Source organism: Singulisphaera chitinilytica (genome assembly GCF_049331405.1).
In the GTDB taxonomy this organism is placed as follows: Bacteria; Planctomycetota; Planctomycetia; order Isosphaerales; family Isosphaeraceae; genus PoT.
Genome location: NZ_CP186274.1, coordinates 2,484,518 through 2,504,931, shown reverse-complemented (window position 1 = coordinate 2,504,931; position 20,414 = coordinate 2,484,518). Strand labels below are relative to the sequence as shown.

Below are 20,414 nucleotides of genomic sequence, written 5' to 3'. Positions count from 1 at the left end.
TTCTAGAATTTAAGGTCCTGATTGTGGAGTCGGATGCGAGTCGAAGTCAACGCCGGATGCGTCCGGTTGAATCGGACCCCGCCTAGGGATTTTACTTGCCGCGACCCTCGAGGCCGACCATGCTGAGAGTCAGAAGTTCAGTTGGTGCGGCCGCCGCCAGAGGGGCGGTCCGATTGGAGTGAGGAGCGCAGCAACGATGGAGTGTATGGGACCTCGGTGCGCGTCCATGCTGCTCGAATGGTTCAAGGAGCGTGCGGGGGGCGTCGCCACGACGAACACCGCGGCGATCGCGAATCCCTCGACGGCGACGAGCAAGCAGGGCCTGCTCTGGACCAGCGCCGCCTACCAGGATGACGCGGCGATGATCCGCTCTGCGGGGGAACTGGCCGGGGCCTTCGAGCACCTGGAATACTCGGTCTTTCGCCGATATCAGAATCAATTGACCCGAGCCGAGCGGGCCCGGCTCGACAACACCATCAAGAATACCCTCTACAAGATCGAGCGCTACGCGGCCCGGCTCGATGGGGACGAACGCACGCGGGTCGAGCGGGAACTCGGCGCCATCCGCGACGGGATCCACGAGTCGAGGGAGCGGAGCGAGACCCTCAGGCGCCAGGCGAAACGCGCCGACCTGAAGCTCGCCCAACTCTCGACGCTGACCCCCGAAGGCTTCGAGGAATTCGTGGCCGAGGTCTTCGAGGCGCTCGGCTACGAGGTCGAGCAGGTCGGCGGCACCGGCGACGAAGGGGCCGACCTCCGTCTCTCTCGCGACGGCGTCCGTGCGGTCGTCCAGTGCAAGTATCACAGCCGAGGCGTCGTGGGTTCCCCCGAGCTCCAGAAGTTCCTGGGCACGATCCACCACACGAAGAGCCACAAAGGCTATTTCGTGACCACCCGGACCTTCTCCCTTGCTGCGGAGAAGTTCGTGGCCTCGCACCCGATCGAGCTTGTGGACGGCCCTCGCCTCGTCGAGCTCGTCCAGGACGCGATCGGCCCGGGGGCCCATCGAGAGCCCGAACCCGCGTGGTTCTGACGTGTCTGAGCTTGCGATCGATGAATTGACAATCACGCAGGCTTGGCATTGTGTCACATGATTGTTCGTAGGCAGTAGAATTGGCGCATCAGTTGCATTGCCAGATAAGCGGGAGCCGATGCTGCTCTCGACTCCCTCCGCGATGGTATCTCTGCGGAGCAACTCGGAATTGACTTGACTGAGGGTACACGCCGGGTTTAGCCTTGGCCCAGCCAAGGAGGACCCCGCAACCTTGAGGGTTTCCCTCAGCCAAGGAGGGTGTTTGATGGCTACCTGCAAGCAAGAGTCCCCCTATTTATCCCTCGACTTGCCCCAGGAGTTCGAGGACTTAGCGGGCATGGTCCAAATCGACATGAAGGCCGTCGTCACCGCCCTGACGCAACGGGCGAACGAGCGACTCCTTCTCACCCGGCGCGAGACGCAACAGCTCCGTCGCCGACTCTGGAACAGCCTGGCTCAGGCCGTCAACGAAGCCGTCGAGCCCCTCTCCGCCGATCGTCGCTAATTTTGGCGGCTATCGTGCCTTCTAACCCAACCTCTCATTGACGGATCAATGATCGAGCGGTCGATGTCGATGGATGCCACCCGAGGCGAACTCGCAAGTCGTTCCCGAGAATGCCGACCAACTCGAGCTTGCGAATCATCCTGGGAGTGACGGGCTCCGTGGCCGCCCTCAAGACGCCACTGCTTTACGAACTCTTACGCCAGGCCGGACACAGCGTGCGCGTGGTGGCGACCGAGCCCGCGCTCCATTTCTTCGATCCGGCCGACCTCCCTCGCGAGCCGACCGACCCCGACGGCGGGCCCCTTTTCCGCGACTCCGACGAATGGTCCGGCTCGCTCTACCGCCGCGACGACCCCGTCCTGCACATCACCTTCCGCAACTGGGCAGACCTCTTCATCGTCGCCCCCCTCGACGCCAACACCCTGGCGAAATTCGCGGTCGGCCTCTCCGATAACTTCCTGACCTGTATCTTCCGCGCCTGGGACTTCGAGAAGCCCCTGATCCTGGCCCCTGCCATGAATACGCTCATGTGGCAGAGCCCGGTGACGCAGCGTCACTTGCGCCAGATCCTCGAGGACCGCGGCGACGGCCGGCAGCCTCAAACCTGGAGCCTGGACCAGGCTGCCGAGGTCTATGCGTGTCATGCGCCCCGGATCGTGCTCGTCCCGCCCCAGTCCAAGCGGCTGGCCTGCGGCGACATAGGCATCGGCGCCATGGCCGAGGTCGCGGTCATCGCCGAGACCGTGCGCTCCTGGTCGGACCAACGGGCCTGAGCGAGGCCAAACGACGGCGTCGCGACCGAGAGTGTCGACATTTACTCAAATCGAAATGAGTCAAAGCCGAGTCCGCTTTTCTCAGTTTGAGGCGCGTGGCGTCGCGATTTGAGACGGCCCTGTGCGGATGTTATTGGCGTCGATCCGTGGGCCCGTCGGTTGCCGTCTCGGAGCGAGACAATTCGCCAGCGTGCGTCGTCGGCCCCCTGCCCTCTTGGAAGTCAGGGCGTGCCCGAACCGAAAGCATTCGAAATGAAAGAGGCCCGATGGGGGTGTCCCATTGGGCCTCGAAATTCGCAGGCTGAGGGCCGCCTGGCTCAGGCGAAGGGACGCATGTGGTTGCCGTACTCGAGCGGGCGCGGGAGGTCGGACGAGCCCATGAGGTACTCGTCGATCGAGTAGGCCGCGTGGCGGCCTTCGGCGATCGCCCATACGATCAGGCTCTGACCTCGGGTCATGTCGCCCGCGGTGAAGACCTTGGCGACGCTCGTCCGCTTGTCGGGGTCGGCCTTGACGTTCCCCATGCGGTCGAGCTCGACGCCGAACTGCTCGAGCATGCCCTTGCGTTCGGGGCCGACGAAACCCATTGCGAGCAGGACGAGGTCGGCCGGATAGACCTTCTCGGTGCCCGGGATCTCGACGAACTTGGATCGGCCTTCCTCGAACTTCAGCTCGACGCGGACGGTCTCGAGGGCCGTCACTCGCCCGTCCTCGCCGTGGAAGCAGCGAGTGTTGATGGCATATTCGCGTCCGCCGCCTTCTTCGTGGGCGGAGGAGACGCGGAAGACGTTCGACCATTGCGGCCAGGGGTTGTGCTCGGCGCGGGCGTCGGGCGGCCTGGGCACGATCTCGAACTGATGCACGCTCTTGCAGCCGTGGCGGAGGACCGTCCCCAGGCAGTCGGCGCCCGTGTCGCCGCCGCCGATGATGATGACATCCTTCCCCTTGGCCGAGATGAAGGCGTCGTCGGCGATGGTATCGCCGGCCACGCGCTTGTTCTGAAGCGGCAGGAGCTCCATCGCGAAGTGGACGCCGGCCAGCTCACGCCCGGGGATCGGGAGGTCGCGGGCCTGGGTCGCCCCGCCGCAGAGGCAGATCGCGTCGAAGTCCTTGAGGAGTTGCTCGGCGCTGATGTCCTTGCCGATATTCACGCCGGCGCGGAAGACGACCCCCTCGGCCTCCATCTGCTGGAGGCGTCGGTCGAGGTGTCGCTTCTCCATCTTGAAGTCGGGGATGCCGTAGCGGAGGAGCCCCCCGATACGGTCATCTCGCTCGAAGACGGTCACCGAATGCCCGGCCCTGGCGAGCTGCTGGGCGACGGCGAGGCCGGCGGGGCCGGAGCCGACGACGGCGACCGTCTTGCCCGTCAGCATCTTGGGAGGCTCGGGGGTGACCCAGCCTTCTTCCCAGGCCTTGTCGATGATGCTGGCCTCGACCTGCTTGATCGTGACCGGGTCGCTGTTGATCCCGAGCACGCACGACGCCTCGCAGGGCGCCGGGCAGAGCTTGCCGGTGAACTCGGGGAAGTTGTTGGTCGCGTGCAGGCGCTCGAGCGCCGTACGCCACTGATCGCGATAGACGAGGTCGTTCCAGTCCGGGATCAGGTTGCCGAGCGGGCACCCCTGATGGCAGAACGGGATGCCGCAGTCCATGCAACGGGCCCCCTGGGCCCGGAGCTTGTCCTCGGGGAACGGGTTGTAGACCTCGAGATAGTCGTTGACTCGCTCCGGGATCGGCCGCCGGGTTGGCGTCTCGCGGGGAATCTCCATGAAGCCGGTCGGCTTACCCACCTCTCACCTCCACCTGGCTCTCGCTCAGCAACCTGGAATGTTCACAAATAACTTTTGACGACCGGTTTATCATCGAGAGATGGGCTCTTCCATCGTGGCCTCGTGACTCTTGGCCTCGGCCAGCTTCTTCTGCTCGGCGAGGACGCGGCGGTAGTCGACCGGCATGACCTTGACGAACTTGGTGACGGCCCAGTCCCAGTCGCCGAGGATGCGGGCGGCGACGGTGCTGCCCGTGTAGCCGGCGTGCTGGATCAGGAGGTCGCGGACGAGGTCGAGGTCCTCGGGCTCGCGGAGCGGCTCGAGGTCGACCATCTCCAGGTTGCAGCGTTGGGGGAAGTCGCCCGCCTCATCGAAGATGAAGGCCGAGCCGCCGCTCATGCCCGCCGCGAAGTTCCGGCCGGTCTGGCCGATGACGACCGCGACGCCGCCGGTCATGTACTCGCAGCCGTGGTCGCCGGTCCCCTCGACGACGGCGAGGGCGCCGCTGTTCCGGACCGAGAAGCGTTCGCCCGCACGGCCCCGGAAGAAGGCCCGCCCCCCCGTGGCGCCATAGAGCGCGACGTTGCCGATGATGACGTTATCCTCGGGGACGAACGTCGCCACCTTCGGCGGGTAGACGATGATTTTGCCGCCGGATAGCCCCTTGCCGACGTAGTCGTTGGCGTCCCCTTCGAGCGTGATCGTCATCCCCTTCGGGACGAAGGCGCCGAGGCTCTGGCCGGCCGAGCCGTTGAACTTGATCTTGATGGTGTCGTCGGGCAGGCCCGCCCCGCCGTACTTCCGGGTGACCTCGCTGCCGAGGATCGTGCCGACGGTCCGGTTGACGTTCTGGATCGGCAGGTTGATCTCGACCGGCTCGCCACGCTCGAGCGCGGGGGCGGCCAGGACCAGGAGCTGCTGGTCGAGCGCCTTGTCGAGCCCGTGATCCTGCTCGATGATCCGGCGGACGGCGACATCGGGGCCGACGTCGGGGCGATAGAAGATCTTGCTGAAATCAAGGCCCTGGGACTTGTAATGCCCGATAGCCTTGTTCATATCCAGCAGGTCGCTGCGCCCGACCATCTCGTCGATCGTCCGGAAGCCGAGCTGGGCCATCAGCTCGCGGACTTCCTGGGCGATGAACCGGAAGAAGTTGACGACGTGCTCGGCACGCCCCGCGAACTTTTCGCGGAGCTTCGGGTTCTGCGTGGCGATTCCGACCGGGCAGGTGTCGAGGTGGCAGACCCGCATCATGATGCAGCCCATCACCACCAGCGGCGCGGTGGCGAAGCCGTATTCCTCGGCGCCGAGCAGGGCGGCGATGACCACGTCGCGGCCGGTCTTCATCTGGCCGTCGGCCTGGACGACGATGCGGTCGCGGAGCCGGTTCAGGACGAGGGTCTGCTGGGTCTCGGCCAGGCCGAGCTCCCAGGGGATGCCCGCGTGTTTGAGCGACGTCAAGGGGCTGGCCCCGGTGCCGCCGTCGAAGCCGCTGATGAGCACCACGTCGCTGTGCGCCTTGGCGACGCCCGCGGCGACCGTGCCCACGCCGACCTCGGAGACGAGCTTGACGCTGATCCGCGCCCTCGGGTTCGAGTTCTTGAGGTCGTGGATCAACTGCGCGAGGTCCTCGATCGAGTAGATGTCGTGGTGCGGCGGCGGGCTGATGAGGCCCACGCCCGGGGTCGAGTGCCGGACCTTGGCGACCCACGGCCAGACCTTGTGGCCGGGCAACTGGCCCCCTTCGCCGGGCTTGGCCCCCTGCGCCATCTTGATCTGGATCTCGTCGGCGTTGACCAGGTATTCGCTGGTGACGCCGAAGCGGCCCGAGGCCACCTGCTTGATCGCGCTCCGCTTGCTATCCCCGTTCGGCAGGGGCTTGAACCGGGCCGGGTCTTCCCCGCCTTCCCCGGTGTTGCTCTTGCCGCCGAGCCGGTTCATCGCGATCGCGAGGGTCTCGTGAGACTCGCCGCTGATCGAGCCATACGACATGGCCCCGGTGGCGAACCGCTTCACGATCGACTCGATCGACTCCACCTCTTCGATGGGGATCGACTTGCAATCGTCGAACTTGAACGTGAACAGGCCTCGGAGCGTGCAGAGCCGCTCGTTCTGCTCGTCGATCAGGTTCGTGTACTTCTTGAAGATCTCGTAGCGGCCCGATTTGGTGGCGTGCTGGAGCCGGAAGACCGTCTCGGGGTTGAACAGGTGGAACTCACCGTCGCGGCGCCACTGGTACTGCCCGCCCTCTTCGAGCAGGACCGGGCCCACCTCGCGCTTGTTGTACGCGCGTCGGTGGTGGACCAGCGTCTCGTGGGCGATCTCCTCGAGGCCGATCCCTTCGATCCGCGTCGCGGTCTTGTCGAAGTAGCGGTCGACGAAGCCCTGGTTGAGGCCGATGGCCTCGAAGATCTGGGCGCCTCGGTAGCTCTGGATCGTGCTGATCCCCATCTTGGACATCACCTTGACGACGCCCTTCTTGATCGCCTTGCGATAGCGATAGACGGCCTCGGCGTGGTCGATGTCCCCCTTGATGAGGCCCTGGTTGATCATGTCGTCGAGCGTCTCGAACGCGACGTACGGGTTGATCGACCCGGCGCCATATCCGAGCAGCAAGGCGAAGTGGTGGATCTCGCGGGCGTCGCCGCACTCGATCACCAGCCCGGCGCGGGTCCGCTGCCCCTTACGCACGAGGTGGTGGTGCAGCCCGGCGCAGGCGAGGAGCGACGGGATCGGCGCGTTGTCGGCGTCGACGCCCCTGTCGGAGAGGATCAGCAGGTTCGCCCCGTCGTCGATGGCCGCGCTGGCCTCCTCGAAGATCCGCTCAAGGGCCTTCTCGAGCCCGGCCGCGCCCTCGGAGGCGGGGAAGATCGTCTGCAAGGTGGCCGACTTGAACCCGCGCCAGCCGTCGAGCTGCTTGAGCTTGGCGAGGTCGTCGTTGTCGAGCACCGGGATGTCGAGGGCGATCTGGCGGCAGCTCTCGGGCTTGGGCTCGAGGAGGTTCTCCTCGCCGCCGGCCCCGGTGAGGACGGACGTCACCAGCTCTTCGCGGATCGCGTCGAGCGGCGGGTTCGTCACCTGGGCGAAGAGCTGCTTGAAGTAGCCGAAGAGGGGCTGGGGCCGCTCGGAGAGCACGGCCAAGGGGGTATCCGTCCCCATCGAGCCGAGGGCCTCTTCCCCGTTGCTCCCCATCGGCGCGAGGATGTACTTGAGGTCTTCCAGCGTGTAGCCGAAGGCGAGCTGACGGTGCAGCAAGGTGTCATGGTCGGGGCCCGGGACGTGGGGCGCGGGGGGCACCTCGGCGAGGGGCACCATGTACTCGCGGAGCCACTTGCCGTAGGGCTTGGCCGAGGCGATCGCGTGTTTCAACTCCTCATCGTCGACGATCCGGCCTTCCTCGAGGTTCACGAGGAACATCTTGCCGGGCTCGAGGCGGCCCTTGTAGAGCACGTCCTCGGGGGCGATGTCGAGCGCCCCGACCTCGGAGGCCATGATCACCAGCCCTTGCTTGGTGACGACATAGCGGCTGGGCCGCAGGCCGTTGCGGTCGAGCACGGCGCCGATATTCCGGCCGTCGGTGAAGCCGATGGACGCGGGGCCGTCCCAGGGCTCCATCAGGCAGCTATGATAAGCATAAAAGTCCTTCTTGACCTGGGACATGGTCTCATGATTTTCCCAGGCCTCCGGGATGAGCATCATCATCGCGTGCGGCAGGCTGTAGCCGGAGCGGACGAGGAGCTCGACCGCGTTGTCGAGGCAGGCGGTGTCGCTCAAGCCCTCGCGGATGATCGGCAGGAGCTTGGCGACGTCCCCTTCCTCGTACAGGCCCGAGGCGAAGAGGGCCTCGCGGGCACGCATCCAGTTGATGTTGCCGCGGAGCGTGTTGATCTCGCCGTTGTGCGAGATCATGCGGTAGGGGTGGGCCAGCTCCCAGCTCGGGAACGTGTTCGTGCTGAACCGCGAGTGGAAGAGGCAGATGGCGCTGGTGAGCCTGGAGTCGCCGAGGTCGTCGGCGAAATACTCGCCGAGCTGGTCTGGGGTGAGCATCCCCTTGTAGACCACCGTGCGGCAAGAGAGGCTCGAGAAGTAGAAGAACTTGTGGTCGTCGAGGCCCGACTGCTCGATCCGGGTCTCGAAGACCTTGTGGAGCACGAACAGCTTGCGCTCGAAGCGGTCGGCGTCCGCGCCGGCGAGGGCCTTGCCGCGGCCGACGTATGCGTGGTACATGGCCGGCTCGACCGACTTGGCGCCGTTGCCGAGGAGCGAGTTGTCCGTCTTCAGCTTGCGCCAGCCGAGGAATTCCAGCCCTTCCTCGGCGACGATCTTCTCGAAGATCGCCTTGCCGTAGGCCTGCTGCTCGGCGTCGGGGGAGGCGAAGAGGGCGCCCACGCCGTACTGCTCGAAGGCGGGGAGGTCGATGCCGAGCTCGTCCTTGCAGCGGGCGGCCATGAACTCGTGCGGAATCTGGATGAGGATGCCCGCGCCGTCGCCCGTATTATCCTCGCAGCCGCATGCTCCGCGATGGTTCAGGTTCCTCAGGGCCGTGAGGCCGTCGTGGACCAACCGATGCGATTTCCGCCCTTTGAGATCCACGACGAAACCGACGCCGCAGCTATCGTGCTCGAATTGAGGATCGTAGAGGCCCTGTGCTTTGGGAAGTCCTGGACTCATCATCAACTTACCCCTCACGGCTTTCCCGTGGGTACGAGCATCACGGACAAGGGATTCGGGCGGGCACGAGGGCCTTGCAAGATCCCCGTTACCTCGGCCGCCAGTGGGAGGCCGGGTCCTCGCTAAGGGATCAGGCCGAAACCGTTCAGAATCAAGATTTAGCGTGAGCGTGGCCATTGGAGCCGGCCGTCGAGGCCGCTGCGGCCTCGTCCGACGTCAGCAGTTTCAAGAACCGCGACGCCGTCACGCCCAGTTGATGGCTCCGCCTTCGCACGATGGCCAATGGCCTGGTCAGGCGGGGCGTGGGGTCCTGCCCCTCGATCCGCACGGCGACGAGCATCCCGGCTTCGACTTCACGCACGACCGTGGGCGCGGGCAGGATCGCCGCGCCGGCCGGGATTTCGACGGCACGCTTGATGTTCTCGATGTTGTCGAACTCGAGCGTGACGCGCACCTGCACCTCGTGCTGCCTGAGGAACCGATCGATCGCACGACGGATCGACAGGTCCGGGTCGAAGCTCACGAAGGTCTCGCCGTCGAGCTTGCTGACGGGGACGCTGCTGAGGCCCGCGAAGCGGTGCGACGGGTGCACCGCCAGGATCATCTCCTCCTCGCGCCAGGGGGTCACGGAAAGCTCCGGCCACTTGCGCGGATAGGAGATCAGGCCGAGGTCGGCGCCCCCTTCACTGACGCTTTCGATCACCCGCGTCGGGTGCAGATATTCGAGCTGGACGTCGGCCCCCGGATAGAGCGAGGCGAACGTCCGCACGTACTGGGTCATGTGGTGCAGCCCGACCGAATAGATCGAGGCCACCCGCACCGTACCCACCACGTTGCGATCGTTCTCGAGCGACTTGACCCGGTTCTCGATCTCGAAGTACCGGCCGACCAGCTCCTTGCAACCTTCATAATAGACCTTCCCGTGCGGCGTGAGCACCAGCGGCCGCTTGGAACGGTCGATCAACTTCACCCCGAGCCGTACCTCGAGCTGATGGACGGCCTGGCTCGCCGACGACTGGGAGATGTCATTCTCCGCAGCACCCCGCGAGAAGCTCGCCCACCGGACGACGTCACAGAAGATTTTGAGGGACTCCAACTGCATGCCGTCTCGCTGACCTTTCGGCAATACTCGATACTGCACCAGGGTGATATTGGAATTTGTAATACTAAAGGGTATGGAAGACCACCTCGTCAAGAGAAATTCGGATAAAATGTCGGATTTCGCAAGAACCGGTGCTCACTCTGCTTGCGTGCTTGCCGCTCGCGAAAAGAATCGAGCATTCGGGGGATTTTGCGGGCAGGACGACCCGATGACTCCAGAGTGATTTCCCGCCAATCGGGTTCGTTTATCGATAATCTCGATGTCTGGATCGAGTCGTTCCTTGACTTCGAGGGCCCTCACCGTGGTCGAAATCTCGTGGCGCACTATGGGCGTTGCCTCTAGTAGCGGATCGCGATGGCTGGCGACGGAGAGATCGGGAGGCCTCATGGGTGTATCTCAAGAACTGGAAGTGATTTCCGTCGTGAGTGATGTCAGCTATTTTGACAACGACTGAGGTGATTTGCAGCGGAGAATTGACGCCAGGCCGGGCCGCATCGAATCCGCTTGTCTGTTGGAAAGTTCCTGCCTATAGTTAATCAATCAGAGAAGGGCCTATGGTCTGAGATCGGATCGGTAAGAAATTCCGACTCATATTCAAGAGTGTGATGGTCATGAAACCCCCGTCCTCGCAAATCCGATCCTGCCTGATCGCCCTCGCGGCGTTCGGTGCGATCCTGTTTGCCTCGGGCGGGGGGACGCAGGCCGTCGCCGGTTGCGGCGAGGCCGAGGCCTCTCAGGTTCAGAGTTGCTGCGGATCGAGCTCGCCCATTGCGAGCTGTTGCTGTACCAGCTCTGTCCCATCGACGCCGGATGCCAAGTCCACACTGACTCCGTCGAATGCGAGCGCGGCTCCAGTCGCGATCCTGACCGGCGGGACGCATTGCCTTTGCCGTTCCTCATCCCCGCCAGCTCCTACTGAACGCCCGAAGGCTCGGGTCCAGGACGAGCGGAACGACCCCGGCCATGATCCTTCGTCGATCATCCTCGGGGTTGCCCCGACCCGATCGATCCGGTCGAATGCTAGCGCCTACGATCTCGGGCGACGCCTGCCCGGGGCCAATCTCCACCTCCGCAGCACGCGCCTGCTCATATAAAGGCCCCTTCGCGCCTGGAACGGGGCAAAGCCGCCCCAGTTCGACGACGTGCGCGCTTTGCCTTTGATCTCGAGCCCGCGCTTCGCCGATCCCTAACAACACCCCCGCGCCTTCGTACAGCCATCGCACTGGTCAGGGTCCGCCGCCGACTTTTCCGGCAGGGCCGAGGTGGGAGGTTACGTCATGTCCGCAAACGGCCATCCCGGCACGACCGATGTCGGTGTGCGCAGGGACTCGATATCGAACGAGCCCGAGATGACACGCTGGCAGAAGTTCCGACTCGTGGTCAAGGTCGTCGAGCTCCGGCTCCGGTTCATCGCCCTCATGGCGATCACCGCGCTCACGTTCGCGTACTGGGACACGATCTGGAACCGGATCGACAAGTGGCAGCGGCCTCCCCAGGAGAAGACGGTTGCGGCCAGCCACATCGAGTTCTACTGTCCGATGCACCCGAGCGTCGTCCGCGACGAGCCGGGGAGCTGCCCCATCTGCGGCATGCCCTTGACGAAGCGGAAGAAGGGGGAGAAGCCGACGTTGCCCGACGGCGTCCTCGCCAGGGTCCAGCTCGCCCCGTTCCGCATCCAGCAAGGGCGGATCGAGACGACCGAGGTCTCGTACAGCCCGATGGCCGAGACCCTGACGACGGTGGGGAGCATCGAGTTCGACGAGCGTCGGCAGGCGCACATCGCCTCGAAAGTCCGCGGGATGTCGCGGGTCGAGAAGCTCTACGTGAACTTCACGGGCGTCGGCGTCATGAAGGGGGAGACCCTGGCCGAGCTGTACAGCCCCGAGCTCTTCCAGGCGATCCAGGAACTCCTCCTGGCGCGGAAGTCGGCGATGGAGGCCCCGAAGCTCCAGTCCACCCTGGGTCGATCCCTGGCCGTCGACCCGATGGAGCTCACGCGCCTCTCGGCCGACAAGCTCAAGCTCTGGGGGATGACGCAGGCCCAGGTAGACGCAATCCTCAAGGACGGCAAGAGCGACTACAAGGTTCCCATCATCTCGCCGATCAGTGGTCATGTGCTCAAGAAGAACATCGTCGAAGGGCAGTACGTCCCCGAAGGCCAGGCGATGTTCGAGATCGCCGACCTCTCGCAGGTCTGGGTCAAGGCGCAAGTCTATGAAGATCAGATCGGGCTCGTGAAGCTCGGTCAGGCGATCGAGGCGACCGTCGAGGCCTATCCGGGCGAGACCTTCGTCGGCAAGGTGGCGTTCATCCAGCCGCATCTTGATACGAATACCCGCACGATCGAGGTCCGGTTCGACCTCGCGAACCCGCAGCAGAAGCTCCACCCGGGCATGTTCGCCACCGTGACTCTCCGGACGCCGGTGTCGGAGACCCCGATCTTCCGCGAGAAGATCGCCGCCTCGCAGCCGGCGACGACCCCGGCCTCGATCCACAGGACGAGCTATAGCGTTGAGGAGCAGAAGGTCTGCCCGGTGACAGACGCCGCGCTCGGCTCGATGGGCGCACCGATCCCCGTCGAGGCGAAGGGGCAGAAGTTCTGGACCTGCTGCGACGCCTGCCCTCCCAAGGTCCAAACCGACGCCGCGAAGTACCTGACCAAGGTCGCCCGGAGCGCGACGCCCGAGGTCCACATGGCGGCCTCCGCCGCGCAGACGATCTGCCCGGTGACGGGGGCGAAGCTCGGCTCGATGGGGGATCCGATCGCCGTCGCGATCGAGGGCCGCACGATCCTGACTTGCTGCGCCGCGTGCCCTCCCAAGCTCAAAGCCGACCCCAAACGCTACCTCGCGCGACTGGCCCCGGCCCCTTCGGATGGCGTCCTGAGCGTCCCCGAACTCGCGGTCATCGACACGGGCCGGCTCAAGATGGTCTACATCGAGACCGAGCCGGGTATTTATGAAGGGCGCAAGGTCGTGCTGGGGCCGAGGTCGGGGGATCGGTTTCCGGTCCTCGAAGGACTCGCGCCGGGCGAGCGCGTCGTGGCGCAAGGGGCCTTCCTCGTCGATGCCGAGAGCCGCCTCAATCCGCCGAGCCGGAGCTCGGGCATGAGCACCCCGCTGGAGACGCCCGCAACGCCTTCGGCCCCTCCCTCGGGTCGGACCGCCGGCGGCGCCGTGCCGCACTCGCACCACTGATCCAGCAGGAGGCGAGGGAGCCATGATCGAAGGGATCATCGAGTGGTCGATCCGGAACCGGTTTCTCGTCATCCTCGCGTCGCTGGCGCTGGGGGTGGCGGGGTTCCGCGCCCTGATGACGATGCCGGTGGACGCGATCCCGGATCTGTCCGAGAACCAGGTCATTGTCTTCACCGACTGGATGGGCCGGAGCCCCCAGGAGATCGAGGACCAGGTGACCTACCCCCTCTCGGTCAACCTCCAGGGGCTGGCCGGCGTGAAGGTCGTGCGCTCGTCGAGCGAGTTCAACTTTTCCATGATCACGATCATCTTCAACGATGATACGGATTACTATTTTGCCCGCCAGCGCGTGCAGGAAAAGCTCGCCATCGCGACGACCTTCCTCCCCCCCTCGGTGACCCCCTACATGGCGCCCGATGCCACCGCGCTCGGGCAGATCTTCTGGTACACGGTCGAGGGTGAGGGCAAGGACCTCGGGGCCCTGCGTTCGCTCCAGGATTGGTACGTCCGCTACCAGCTCAACAGCGTCCCCGGCGTCGCCGAGGTGGCCTCGGTCGGCGGCGCGCCTCGCGAGTATCAGATCGACGTCGACCCGAATAAGCTCCGTGCCTTCGGGATCGGATTGGGGGACGTTTATTCGGCGGTTTCGCGCTCCAACTCATCCGTCGGCGGGCGCGTGATCCATCAAGGCAATGCCGAATACTTGATCCGTTCCGTCGGCTGGATCAAGAACCTCCGCGACATCGAGGACATCGTCGTCACTGAGCGCTCGGGCACGCCGATCTTCGTCAAGAACCTGGGCGTGGTCCAGGTCGGCCAGGGGTTCCGGCGCAGCATCCTCGAGAAGGACGGCAAGGAGGCCGTCGGCGGCGTCGTCCTGATGCGCTACGGCGAGAACCCGCTCGCGGTCACCCAGCGGATCAAGGATAAGATCACCGCTCTCCAAGCTGGTTTGCGCGATCAAGGCGTGCGGATCGTCCCCTTCTATGACCGGACCCCGCTGATCAACAAGGCGCTCGAGACGGTCAGCGGCACCGTCAAGGAAGAATTGATCGTCTGCTCGATCGCCATCCTGCTCGTGATGGGGCACGTGGGGAATGCCTTCGTCGTCGCCGTGACGCTGCCGATGGCGATCCTCTTCAGCTTCCTGATGATGAGCCTCTTCGGCATCTCGTCCAACATCATGAGCCTGGCGGGGATCTCGATCAGCGTCGGCATTCTGATCGACCAGGCGGTCGTGATGGGGGAGAACGCCGCGCACCATTTGACACGGCATTTCGGCGGCAGGCGGATCACGGGGGATACGACCGAGATCGTCATCCACGCCTGCCGGACGGTGGGCCGGCCGATCTTCTTCTCCGTGCTGATCACGATCCTCTCGTTCCTCCCCGTCTTCGCGCTCACCGGTCGCGAGGGGAAACTCTTCCATCCGCTCGCTTATACCAAGACGTTTGCATTGATCGGGGTCGCCCTGCTCTCGATCACGCTCGTCCCGGCCCTTATCCCGATCTTCCTCAAGGGGCGGATCAAGTCGGAAGAAGAGAACTGGCTCGTCAGGACCATGATCGAGATCTTCAAGCCGATGCTCTCCTGGCTGATGGATCGCACGACCCTGGTCTGCTGGCTCTTCGCGATCATCGTGGGGCTCGGCTACGTCGCCTCGACCCGGCTCGGCCGCGAGTTCATGCCAGACCTCGACGAGCAGAGCATGATGGAGATGCCGACGACCGTGCCCCGGGCCTCCGTGACGCAGACGGGCGACGACCTCCGGTTGCGCGACAAGGTGCTACGAGGATTCCCCGAAGTCTGGCAGGTCGTGGGCAAGTCCGGCCGCGCCGAGACCCCGACCGACCCGGCTCCCCTCGACATGGTCGAGACCATGATCAACCTGCGCGATCGCTCGCTCTGGTCCAAGCGCAAGCTCAACTTCGACGACGCCCTGGCGCAGACCCGGGTGGCCCTCGACGCGATGGAGAAGGCTGGCATCGTCCGCCGCATCGAATCGAGCGACGAGCGTGCGGGGCTCGTCAACGAGGTGGCGATGACGGTGTCCTCTCGCATCGACGAGACCCTGCGTGACCTGGCGAGTACCCGCATCGACGAGTTCCGCCCCGAGCTGGGCCGGCTCCTCATAGGCGAGACGATCGACGCCCTGCTCGCCCGAGTTTCCCCTTCCGCCATCGCCCGCAAGTTGACCCAGGACGAGCGCATCGGCCTGATCATCGAATTCCTGCCGCGATACGGCGAACGATTCGCCATCAGCATCCTCCCCGACGACGTAGGCGAAGTGATCCGCGAGTCGGCCCGCAAGCTGGTCGCCCTCGGCGTCCTGAAGGATCGGCCCGACCTGCTGAACCCGGCCCCGACCCCGACCGAGCAGGTGACGGAGGCCGCGAGGGACGTTCTGGGATTTTCCAAGCCGACGCTCTTCACGCGAATCGCCCATCAGGTCGAATCGGCCCATGATCGCAGGATGCTGGATCGGACGAAGACCCTCAACTGGGAGTTGTTCGACCGGGCCGTCAGCGTCGTCAACGCGACGGCTGTCGACGAGATCGCACGCTTGGCCGAGGAGCGAAAGTTGCAGCTCAATACGCCTGGACGCCACGCGCTCGATTCACTCGCGACGTCACTCGACAAGCCGTTCTCCGACAGCCTCCTGCTCTGGAAAAAATCCAAGAATGATCTCGTGGAAGAAATGAGCACGGCGCTCCAGGTCCCGGGCTGGGGCAACAGCTTTACGCAGCCGATCGCGAACCGGATCGAGATGCTCTCGACCGGCGTGCGCCTGCCCGTCGCGGTGAAGGTCTTCGGCTCAAACCTCGACGAGATCCAGCGGGTCAGCCAGGAGATCGCCGGTATTTTGCGGGGGATCCGAGGCGCGGCCGACGTCTTCCCCGATCAGATCACCGGCAAAGGTTATGTCGAAATCCACATTCAGCGAGATAAGGCCGCTCGCTACGGCATCAAGGTCGGCGACATCCAGGACGTCGTCGAGGTGGCCATGGGGGGCCGGCCCTTGACGATGACCGTCGAGGGGCGCGAGCGCTACCCTGTCCGCGTCCGCTATGCACGCGCCTTCCGCGACGACATCGATTCGCTGAGGCGTATCCTCGTCACCGGCCAGGGCATGGGCTCGCCCGAAGGCATGGGCGGGAGCGGCAGCGGCTCGATGGGGATGAACCAGCCGCCGGCCTCGGCGCCGAGTGGAGGCGACAAGCCCGTGCAGATCCCGCTTGCCGAGTTGGCCGAGATCAAGGTCGTCGAGGGCCCCTCGATGATCAAGAGCGAGAATGGTTTGCTGAGGGCGTATATCCAGCTCAACGTGCGAGGACGCGACGAGGTGGGGTTCGTCGAGGAAGCGCAGAGGGTCGTCCAGGAGAAGGTGAAGCTGCCGTCGGGGATGTACCTCGAATGGTCGGGGACGTTCGAGCACCAGGTCCGTGCGCAGAAGACCTTGCGGATCGTTTTCCCCGCCGTTCTCGCGACGATCATGCTGATCCTCTACCTGACGCACAAGAGTTGGACGGATGCCTTCTTGATGATGACGAGCGTGGTCGGGGCCCTCGCCGGGGGCGCGATCTTCCAGTGGTTGTTCGGGTTCCGGTTCAGCGTGGCCGTGCAGGTCGGCTACATCGCCTGCTTCGGCATGGCGGTGGAGACGGGCGTGGTGATGCTCGTCTATCTCCGCGAGGCCATCGACGAGCGTGGAGGGTTGGAAGGGATCGGCTCGATCGCCGAGTTGCGGCAGGCGATCCTCGAAGGCGCGGTGCATCGGCTCAGACCCAAGCTCCTGACCGAAGGGGCGGCGATCATCTCGATCGCCCCGATGCTCTGGGCCACCGGCGTCGGATCCGAGGTCATCCGGCCGATGGCCGCCCCCGTGCTCGGTGGCCTGCTCGTCGCCGACGAAGTAATCGACGTATTCTTGCCCGTGCTCTTTTTCGCGATCCAGAAGCGTCGCTGGCGGAAGCTGCATCCGGGCGGCCAGGCGGCCAATCCGCATGTCCCGGCCGGGAGGGCCTCGCAGGCGGCGCTGGCCTCTTGAGGTGTCAAGAACGGGAATCGGCGCTCAGCGATTTATTCAGGAGGAGATCGACGCGCCGTCTCGCCCCTTCGGGCGAAGCCTCGGCTGGCCTTTCGTTGCGTATTGAGCCCCGCACGAGAGCCACCAGACGCGACGGGTTCCGAAGGGGCGAGACGGCGGGCCGATCTCCATTGCGGCGAGGAAGATGTTTATGATAATGCGAACACGTTTTATCCTGATGATCTTCGGGCTGGCCGTCGCATTCGCGTCCTCGCCCTCGCGGTCCCACGCTCAGATGGGGATGTCGGGGGGCGGACGGTCGCTGGGCGGTTACGGGGCGTCGACGATCGGCTCCTATTACAGCACGGGGAGCGGAGCATCGCTCCCCTACAACGGCAACGGCCTGGGGTTCGTCGGCTCGAGACCGGGCTCGGGCCTGGGGGGCTCCACCTCTCCCATCTCCCGACGGCTGCCGGAGTCGAACATCGGCGGGAGCCTGATGTCGAGCACGCCGATTGGCGGGGGCTCCTTCTCATCGGGGATGGGCTCGGCGTCGCGATCCGGCTCGGCCATGTCGACGAACTCTGCGCCCCGGTCGTTCGTCCCGTTCGGCTACGAGGGAGGGCTCGGCATGGGCATGGGAGGCGGCTCGTCGAGGATGGGAACGGCCCAACGCGGGATGCCCGGCCCTGGTTTCGGATACCCGTTCCGGATGCCCCCGAGCCTCGGCGGTCCTTCGGGGATGGCGATGCCCTGAGCCTCGCGCGGTTCACGCGCTTACTGCCCCTTTGTGGTCGGCACCGTCACCGTCAGGGTGGCGGGGGCCAGGCAGGCTCGATCGTTGCAGGCCTGGAAGTCGACCTGGAAGACGAACTGGGCGGGGACTTTCGTGGCCTTCTCGTCGAGCTTGATGCGGACGGGGAGCTTGGTTGCCCCTTCGTAGAGCGTGACCTTCTCCGCGCCACTCGAGGCCAGGACTCGCGACTCCCCCCTGGGGTAGTCGAGCTGGACGAGCGTGGCGGCCTGGTCGGGGGCGAGCCGCACGTTCGTCGGCTTGAGGTTCGCCACGCCCGGGTCGTGCGCGTAGATATGCCAACCCGCCTTGATGTTGATGGCGAGCTGCCCCACGAACTCGGCGCCGGGCTTGGCCTCTCCCGCCGGGGCGATCGAGCCGGTCGCGGAGACGACTGCATTCGGATCGCTCGCGGGCTCCTTGATTCCGCTCGCATCACGAGCGTCGAGGTACTCGGCAAGGCCCACGAGCATCATGGGGATGGTGCCGGGGGACTGCGAGAGCCGGGAGCCGAAGGCTCCTAGCGTCCTGCCGGCGGTGTCGAGGTAGCGGGTTTCGCCGGTGGCTTTGGCCAGGCGGACGAGGCAGAGGATCGCGACGCTGTTGCCGCTGGGGACGACGCCGTCGACCGGATCCTTGGGACGAGCAAGCAGTTCCTCGTGGTCGGCCGCGGTGAAGAAGAAGCCCCCCTGCTTCGTGTCCTCGAAGTCGGCGATCATGCGATCGATGAGCTGCTTCGCCTGGGCGAGCCGCTTCTCGTCGCCGGTCGCGGCGTGGAGCCGGAGGAGGCCCTCTGCGAGATAGGCGTAGTCTTCGAGATAGGCCGGGAGCTTGGCCTGGCCCGCGCGATAAGTGCGGAGGAGTCGGCCGTCGGGGGTCCGGAGCCTGGCGAGCAGGAAGTCGGCCGCCTTCTCCGCCGCCTCGCGGTATTTCGAGTCCTTGAGTACGCGGAAGCCGTCGGCATAGGCCGCGATCATGAGGCCGTTCCACGAGGTCAGGATCTTGTCGTCGCGGAGCGGGGAGGGCCGGAGGTCGCGCGCGGCCAGGAGCTTGGCTCTCATGGGGGCGAGCCGGGTCTCGAGCCCTTGCGGGGTGTCCTTCAGGGTCGTCGCCTGCTCCTCGCGCGAGCGGGGCTCGAGCAAGACGTAGCGATCCTTCTCGAAGTTGGGCTCGCGCTTCATCCCGTAGACTTGCATGAAGGCATCGAGCCCCGGCCCTGCGCCCAGGACTTGCTCGACCTCCTCGCGGGTCCAGACGTAGTACTTGCCCTCTTCCCCCTTCGTCTCGGCGTCGAGGGCCGAGTAGAAGCCCCCCTCGGGCGACGTCATCGTCCTCGCGACGAAGGCGAAGGTGGACTCGGCTTCCTTCCGCCATCGCACGTCCTTCGTCGCCTCATAAGCGAGGAGATGTGCCGATGCGAGCTGGGCGTTGTCGTAGAGCATCTTCTCGAAGTGGGGGACGATCCAGTAGCGGCTGGTCGCGTAGCGGTGATAGCCCCCGGCGAGGTGGTCGCGGATGCCGCCGCGGGCCATGTGGTCCATCGTCTTGAGGACCATCGCCAGCGGCACCGACTTCGGGTCGGACGTCTCCTTGCTCTGGGCCTTGTCGCGCCGATGCTGGTCGAGCAGGAAGACGAGGTTGACCGGCTCGGGGAACTTGGGACGGCGGGCGTTCTCGGCGTTGAAGCCGAAGCCGCCGTACTCTGGGTCGAATTGGTCGACGAGCTGGGCTCGCCCGTCGGCGATCCATTGTCGCGAGGGGGCCAGAGCCTTCTGTACGCCCATGCCTGAGAGCGAGAGTTTCACGAACCTGGCGAGGCGATCGGCCGACTCCTCGACCTGGGCCCGGTCGTCGCGCCAGGCCTCGGCGACCCCTTTGAGGATGGTGGGGAAGCCTCGGATCCCTTCCCGATCCTTGGGGGGGAAGTAGGTCCCGCCGAAGAAGGGCTTGCCGTCCGAGGTAAGGAACATCGACATCGGCCAGCCGCCGCTGGAGAAGGCCTGGAGCGCGGCCATGTAGACCTGATCGACGTCGGGCCGCTCCTCGCGATCCACCTTGATGCAGACGAAGTGGTTATTGAGCGCGGCGGCGATCGACGGATCCATGAAGCACTCGCGCTCCATGACGTGGCACCAGTAGCACGAGCTGTAGCCGATGGAGAGGAAGATCGGCTTCTTCTCGGCCTTGGCCCTGGCGAACGCCTCGGGGCCCCAGGGATACCAGTCAACCGGGTTGTGGGCGTGGAGGAGGAGGTACGGGCTCGTCTCTTTCGCCAGGCGATTCGTGGTGGGCTTGGGGTCGGGCTCGGCCTTGACCACCGTCGCCTGGAGGGTCAACGCGAGCGCGAATCCCCAGCAAATGCCCGCGGAGATCGGCAAGGAGCGGCACCGTTGCATCGCGACGTCCTTCGTCCCAGGTTGCCTCGGAGACGCTGGCCGAGGTCGGCCTTCCGTGAGGCCCGATTCTACGTCACGAGGCTCTCGAAGCCAACCGGCTGCCGCCCCCGAAGGTCGCCGCGATCGTCAAAGTTCGTGAACCCCGTCC

General features: G+C 65.3%; 11 protein-coding genes. 7 read left to right on the top strand and 4 right to left on the bottom strand.

Annotated elements, in window-relative coordinates; all coding sequences use genetic code 11:
- Positions 1-205: 205 nt before the first annotated feature.
- The 3 genes from ACOYYX_RS10045 to ACOYYX_RS10035 all read left to right on the top strand — a co-directional run bounded on the left by ACOYYX_RS10045 (position 206) and on the right by ACOYYX_RS10035 (position 2,311).
- Positions 206-1,033, top strand: a complete 828-nt coding sequence (locus tag ACOYYX_RS10045; protein WP_422929789.1) for a restriction endonuclease — start codon at positions 206-208, stop codon at positions 1,031-1,033.
- 265 nt (positions 1,034-1,298) lie between these two features.
- The gene (locus ACOYYX_RS10040; RefSeq protein WP_422929788.1) at positions 1,299-1,538 is read left to right on the top strand and encodes a hypothetical protein; all 240 of its coding nucleotides are present in this window, start codon (positions 1,299-1,301) and stop codon (positions 1,536-1,538) included.
- A gap of 110 nt (positions 1,539-1,648) precedes the next feature.
- Complete coding sequence (locus ACOYYX_RS10035) at positions 1,649-2,311, top strand: flavoprotein (RefSeq protein ID WP_422929787.1); 663 nt, start codon at positions 1,649-1,651, stop codon at positions 2,309-2,311.
- A 317-nt stretch (positions 2,312-2,628) separates the two neighbouring features.
- On the opposite strand, the gene ACOYYX_RS10030 is transcribed toward ACOYYX_RS10035, so the two are convergent.
- From ACOYYX_RS10030 to ACOYYX_RS10020, 3 genes are all read right to left on the bottom strand, one after another.
- A complete protein-coding gene (locus tag ACOYYX_RS10030) occupies positions 2,629-4,101 on the bottom strand; it encodes a glutamate synthase subunit beta (protein WP_422929786.1) in 1,473 nt (490 codons plus the stop codon).
- A 69-nt stretch (positions 4,102-4,170) separates the two neighbouring features.
- Positions 4,171-8,754, bottom strand: a complete 4,584-nt coding sequence (gene gltB / locus ACOYYX_RS10025; RefSeq protein WP_422929785.1) for a glutamate synthase large subunit — start codon at positions 8,752-8,754, stop codon at positions 4,171-4,173.
- 148 nt (positions 8,755-8,902) lie between these two features.
- On the bottom strand, positions 8,903-9,853 hold the full coding sequence (locus tag ACOYYX_RS10020) for a LysR family transcriptional regulator (protein WP_422929784.1): 951 nt from the start codon (positions 9,851-9,853) through the stop codon (positions 8,903-8,905).
- 611 nt (positions 9,854-10,464) lie between these two features.
- On the opposite strand from ACOYYX_RS10020, the gene ACOYYX_RS10015 reads away from it, so the two are divergent.
- From ACOYYX_RS10015 to ACOYYX_RS10000, 4 genes are all read left to right on the top strand, one after another.
- Positions 10,465-10,947 carry a hypothetical protein gene (locus tag ACOYYX_RS10015; protein WP_422929783.1) on the top strand — a complete coding sequence of 161 codons (483 nt, stop codon included), beginning with the start codon at positions 10,465-10,467 and terminating at the stop codon, positions 10,945-10,947.
- A 255-nt stretch (positions 10,948-11,202) separates the two neighbouring features.
- A complete protein-coding gene (locus ACOYYX_RS10010) occupies positions 11,203-13,050 on the top strand; it encodes an efflux RND transporter periplasmic adaptor subunit (protein WP_422929782.1) in 1,848 nt (615 codons plus the stop codon).
- A 22-nt stretch (positions 13,051-13,072) separates the two neighbouring features.
- Positions 13,073-17,098, top strand: a complete 4,026-nt coding sequence (locus tag ACOYYX_RS10005) for an efflux RND transporter permease subunit (protein ID WP_422929781.1) — start codon at positions 13,073-13,075, stop codon at positions 17,096-17,098.
- A 196-nt stretch (positions 17,099-17,294) separates the two neighbouring features.
- Positions 17,295-17,834, top strand: a complete 540-nt coding sequence (locus ACOYYX_RS10000) for a hypothetical protein (RefSeq protein WP_422929780.1) — start codon at positions 17,295-17,297, stop codon at positions 17,832-17,834.
- A 20-nt stretch (positions 17,835-17,854) separates the two neighbouring features.
- Here the strand turns inward: ACOYYX_RS10000 and ACOYYX_RS09995 are convergent, their stop codons facing one another.
- Positions 17,855-20,266 (bottom strand): DUF255 domain-containing protein, encoded by a 2,412-nt coding sequence (locus ACOYYX_RS09995; protein WP_422929779.1) that lies wholly within the window; start codon positions 20,264-20,266, stop codon positions 17,855-17,857.
- Between the last annotated feature and the right edge of the window lie 148 nt (positions 20,267-20,414).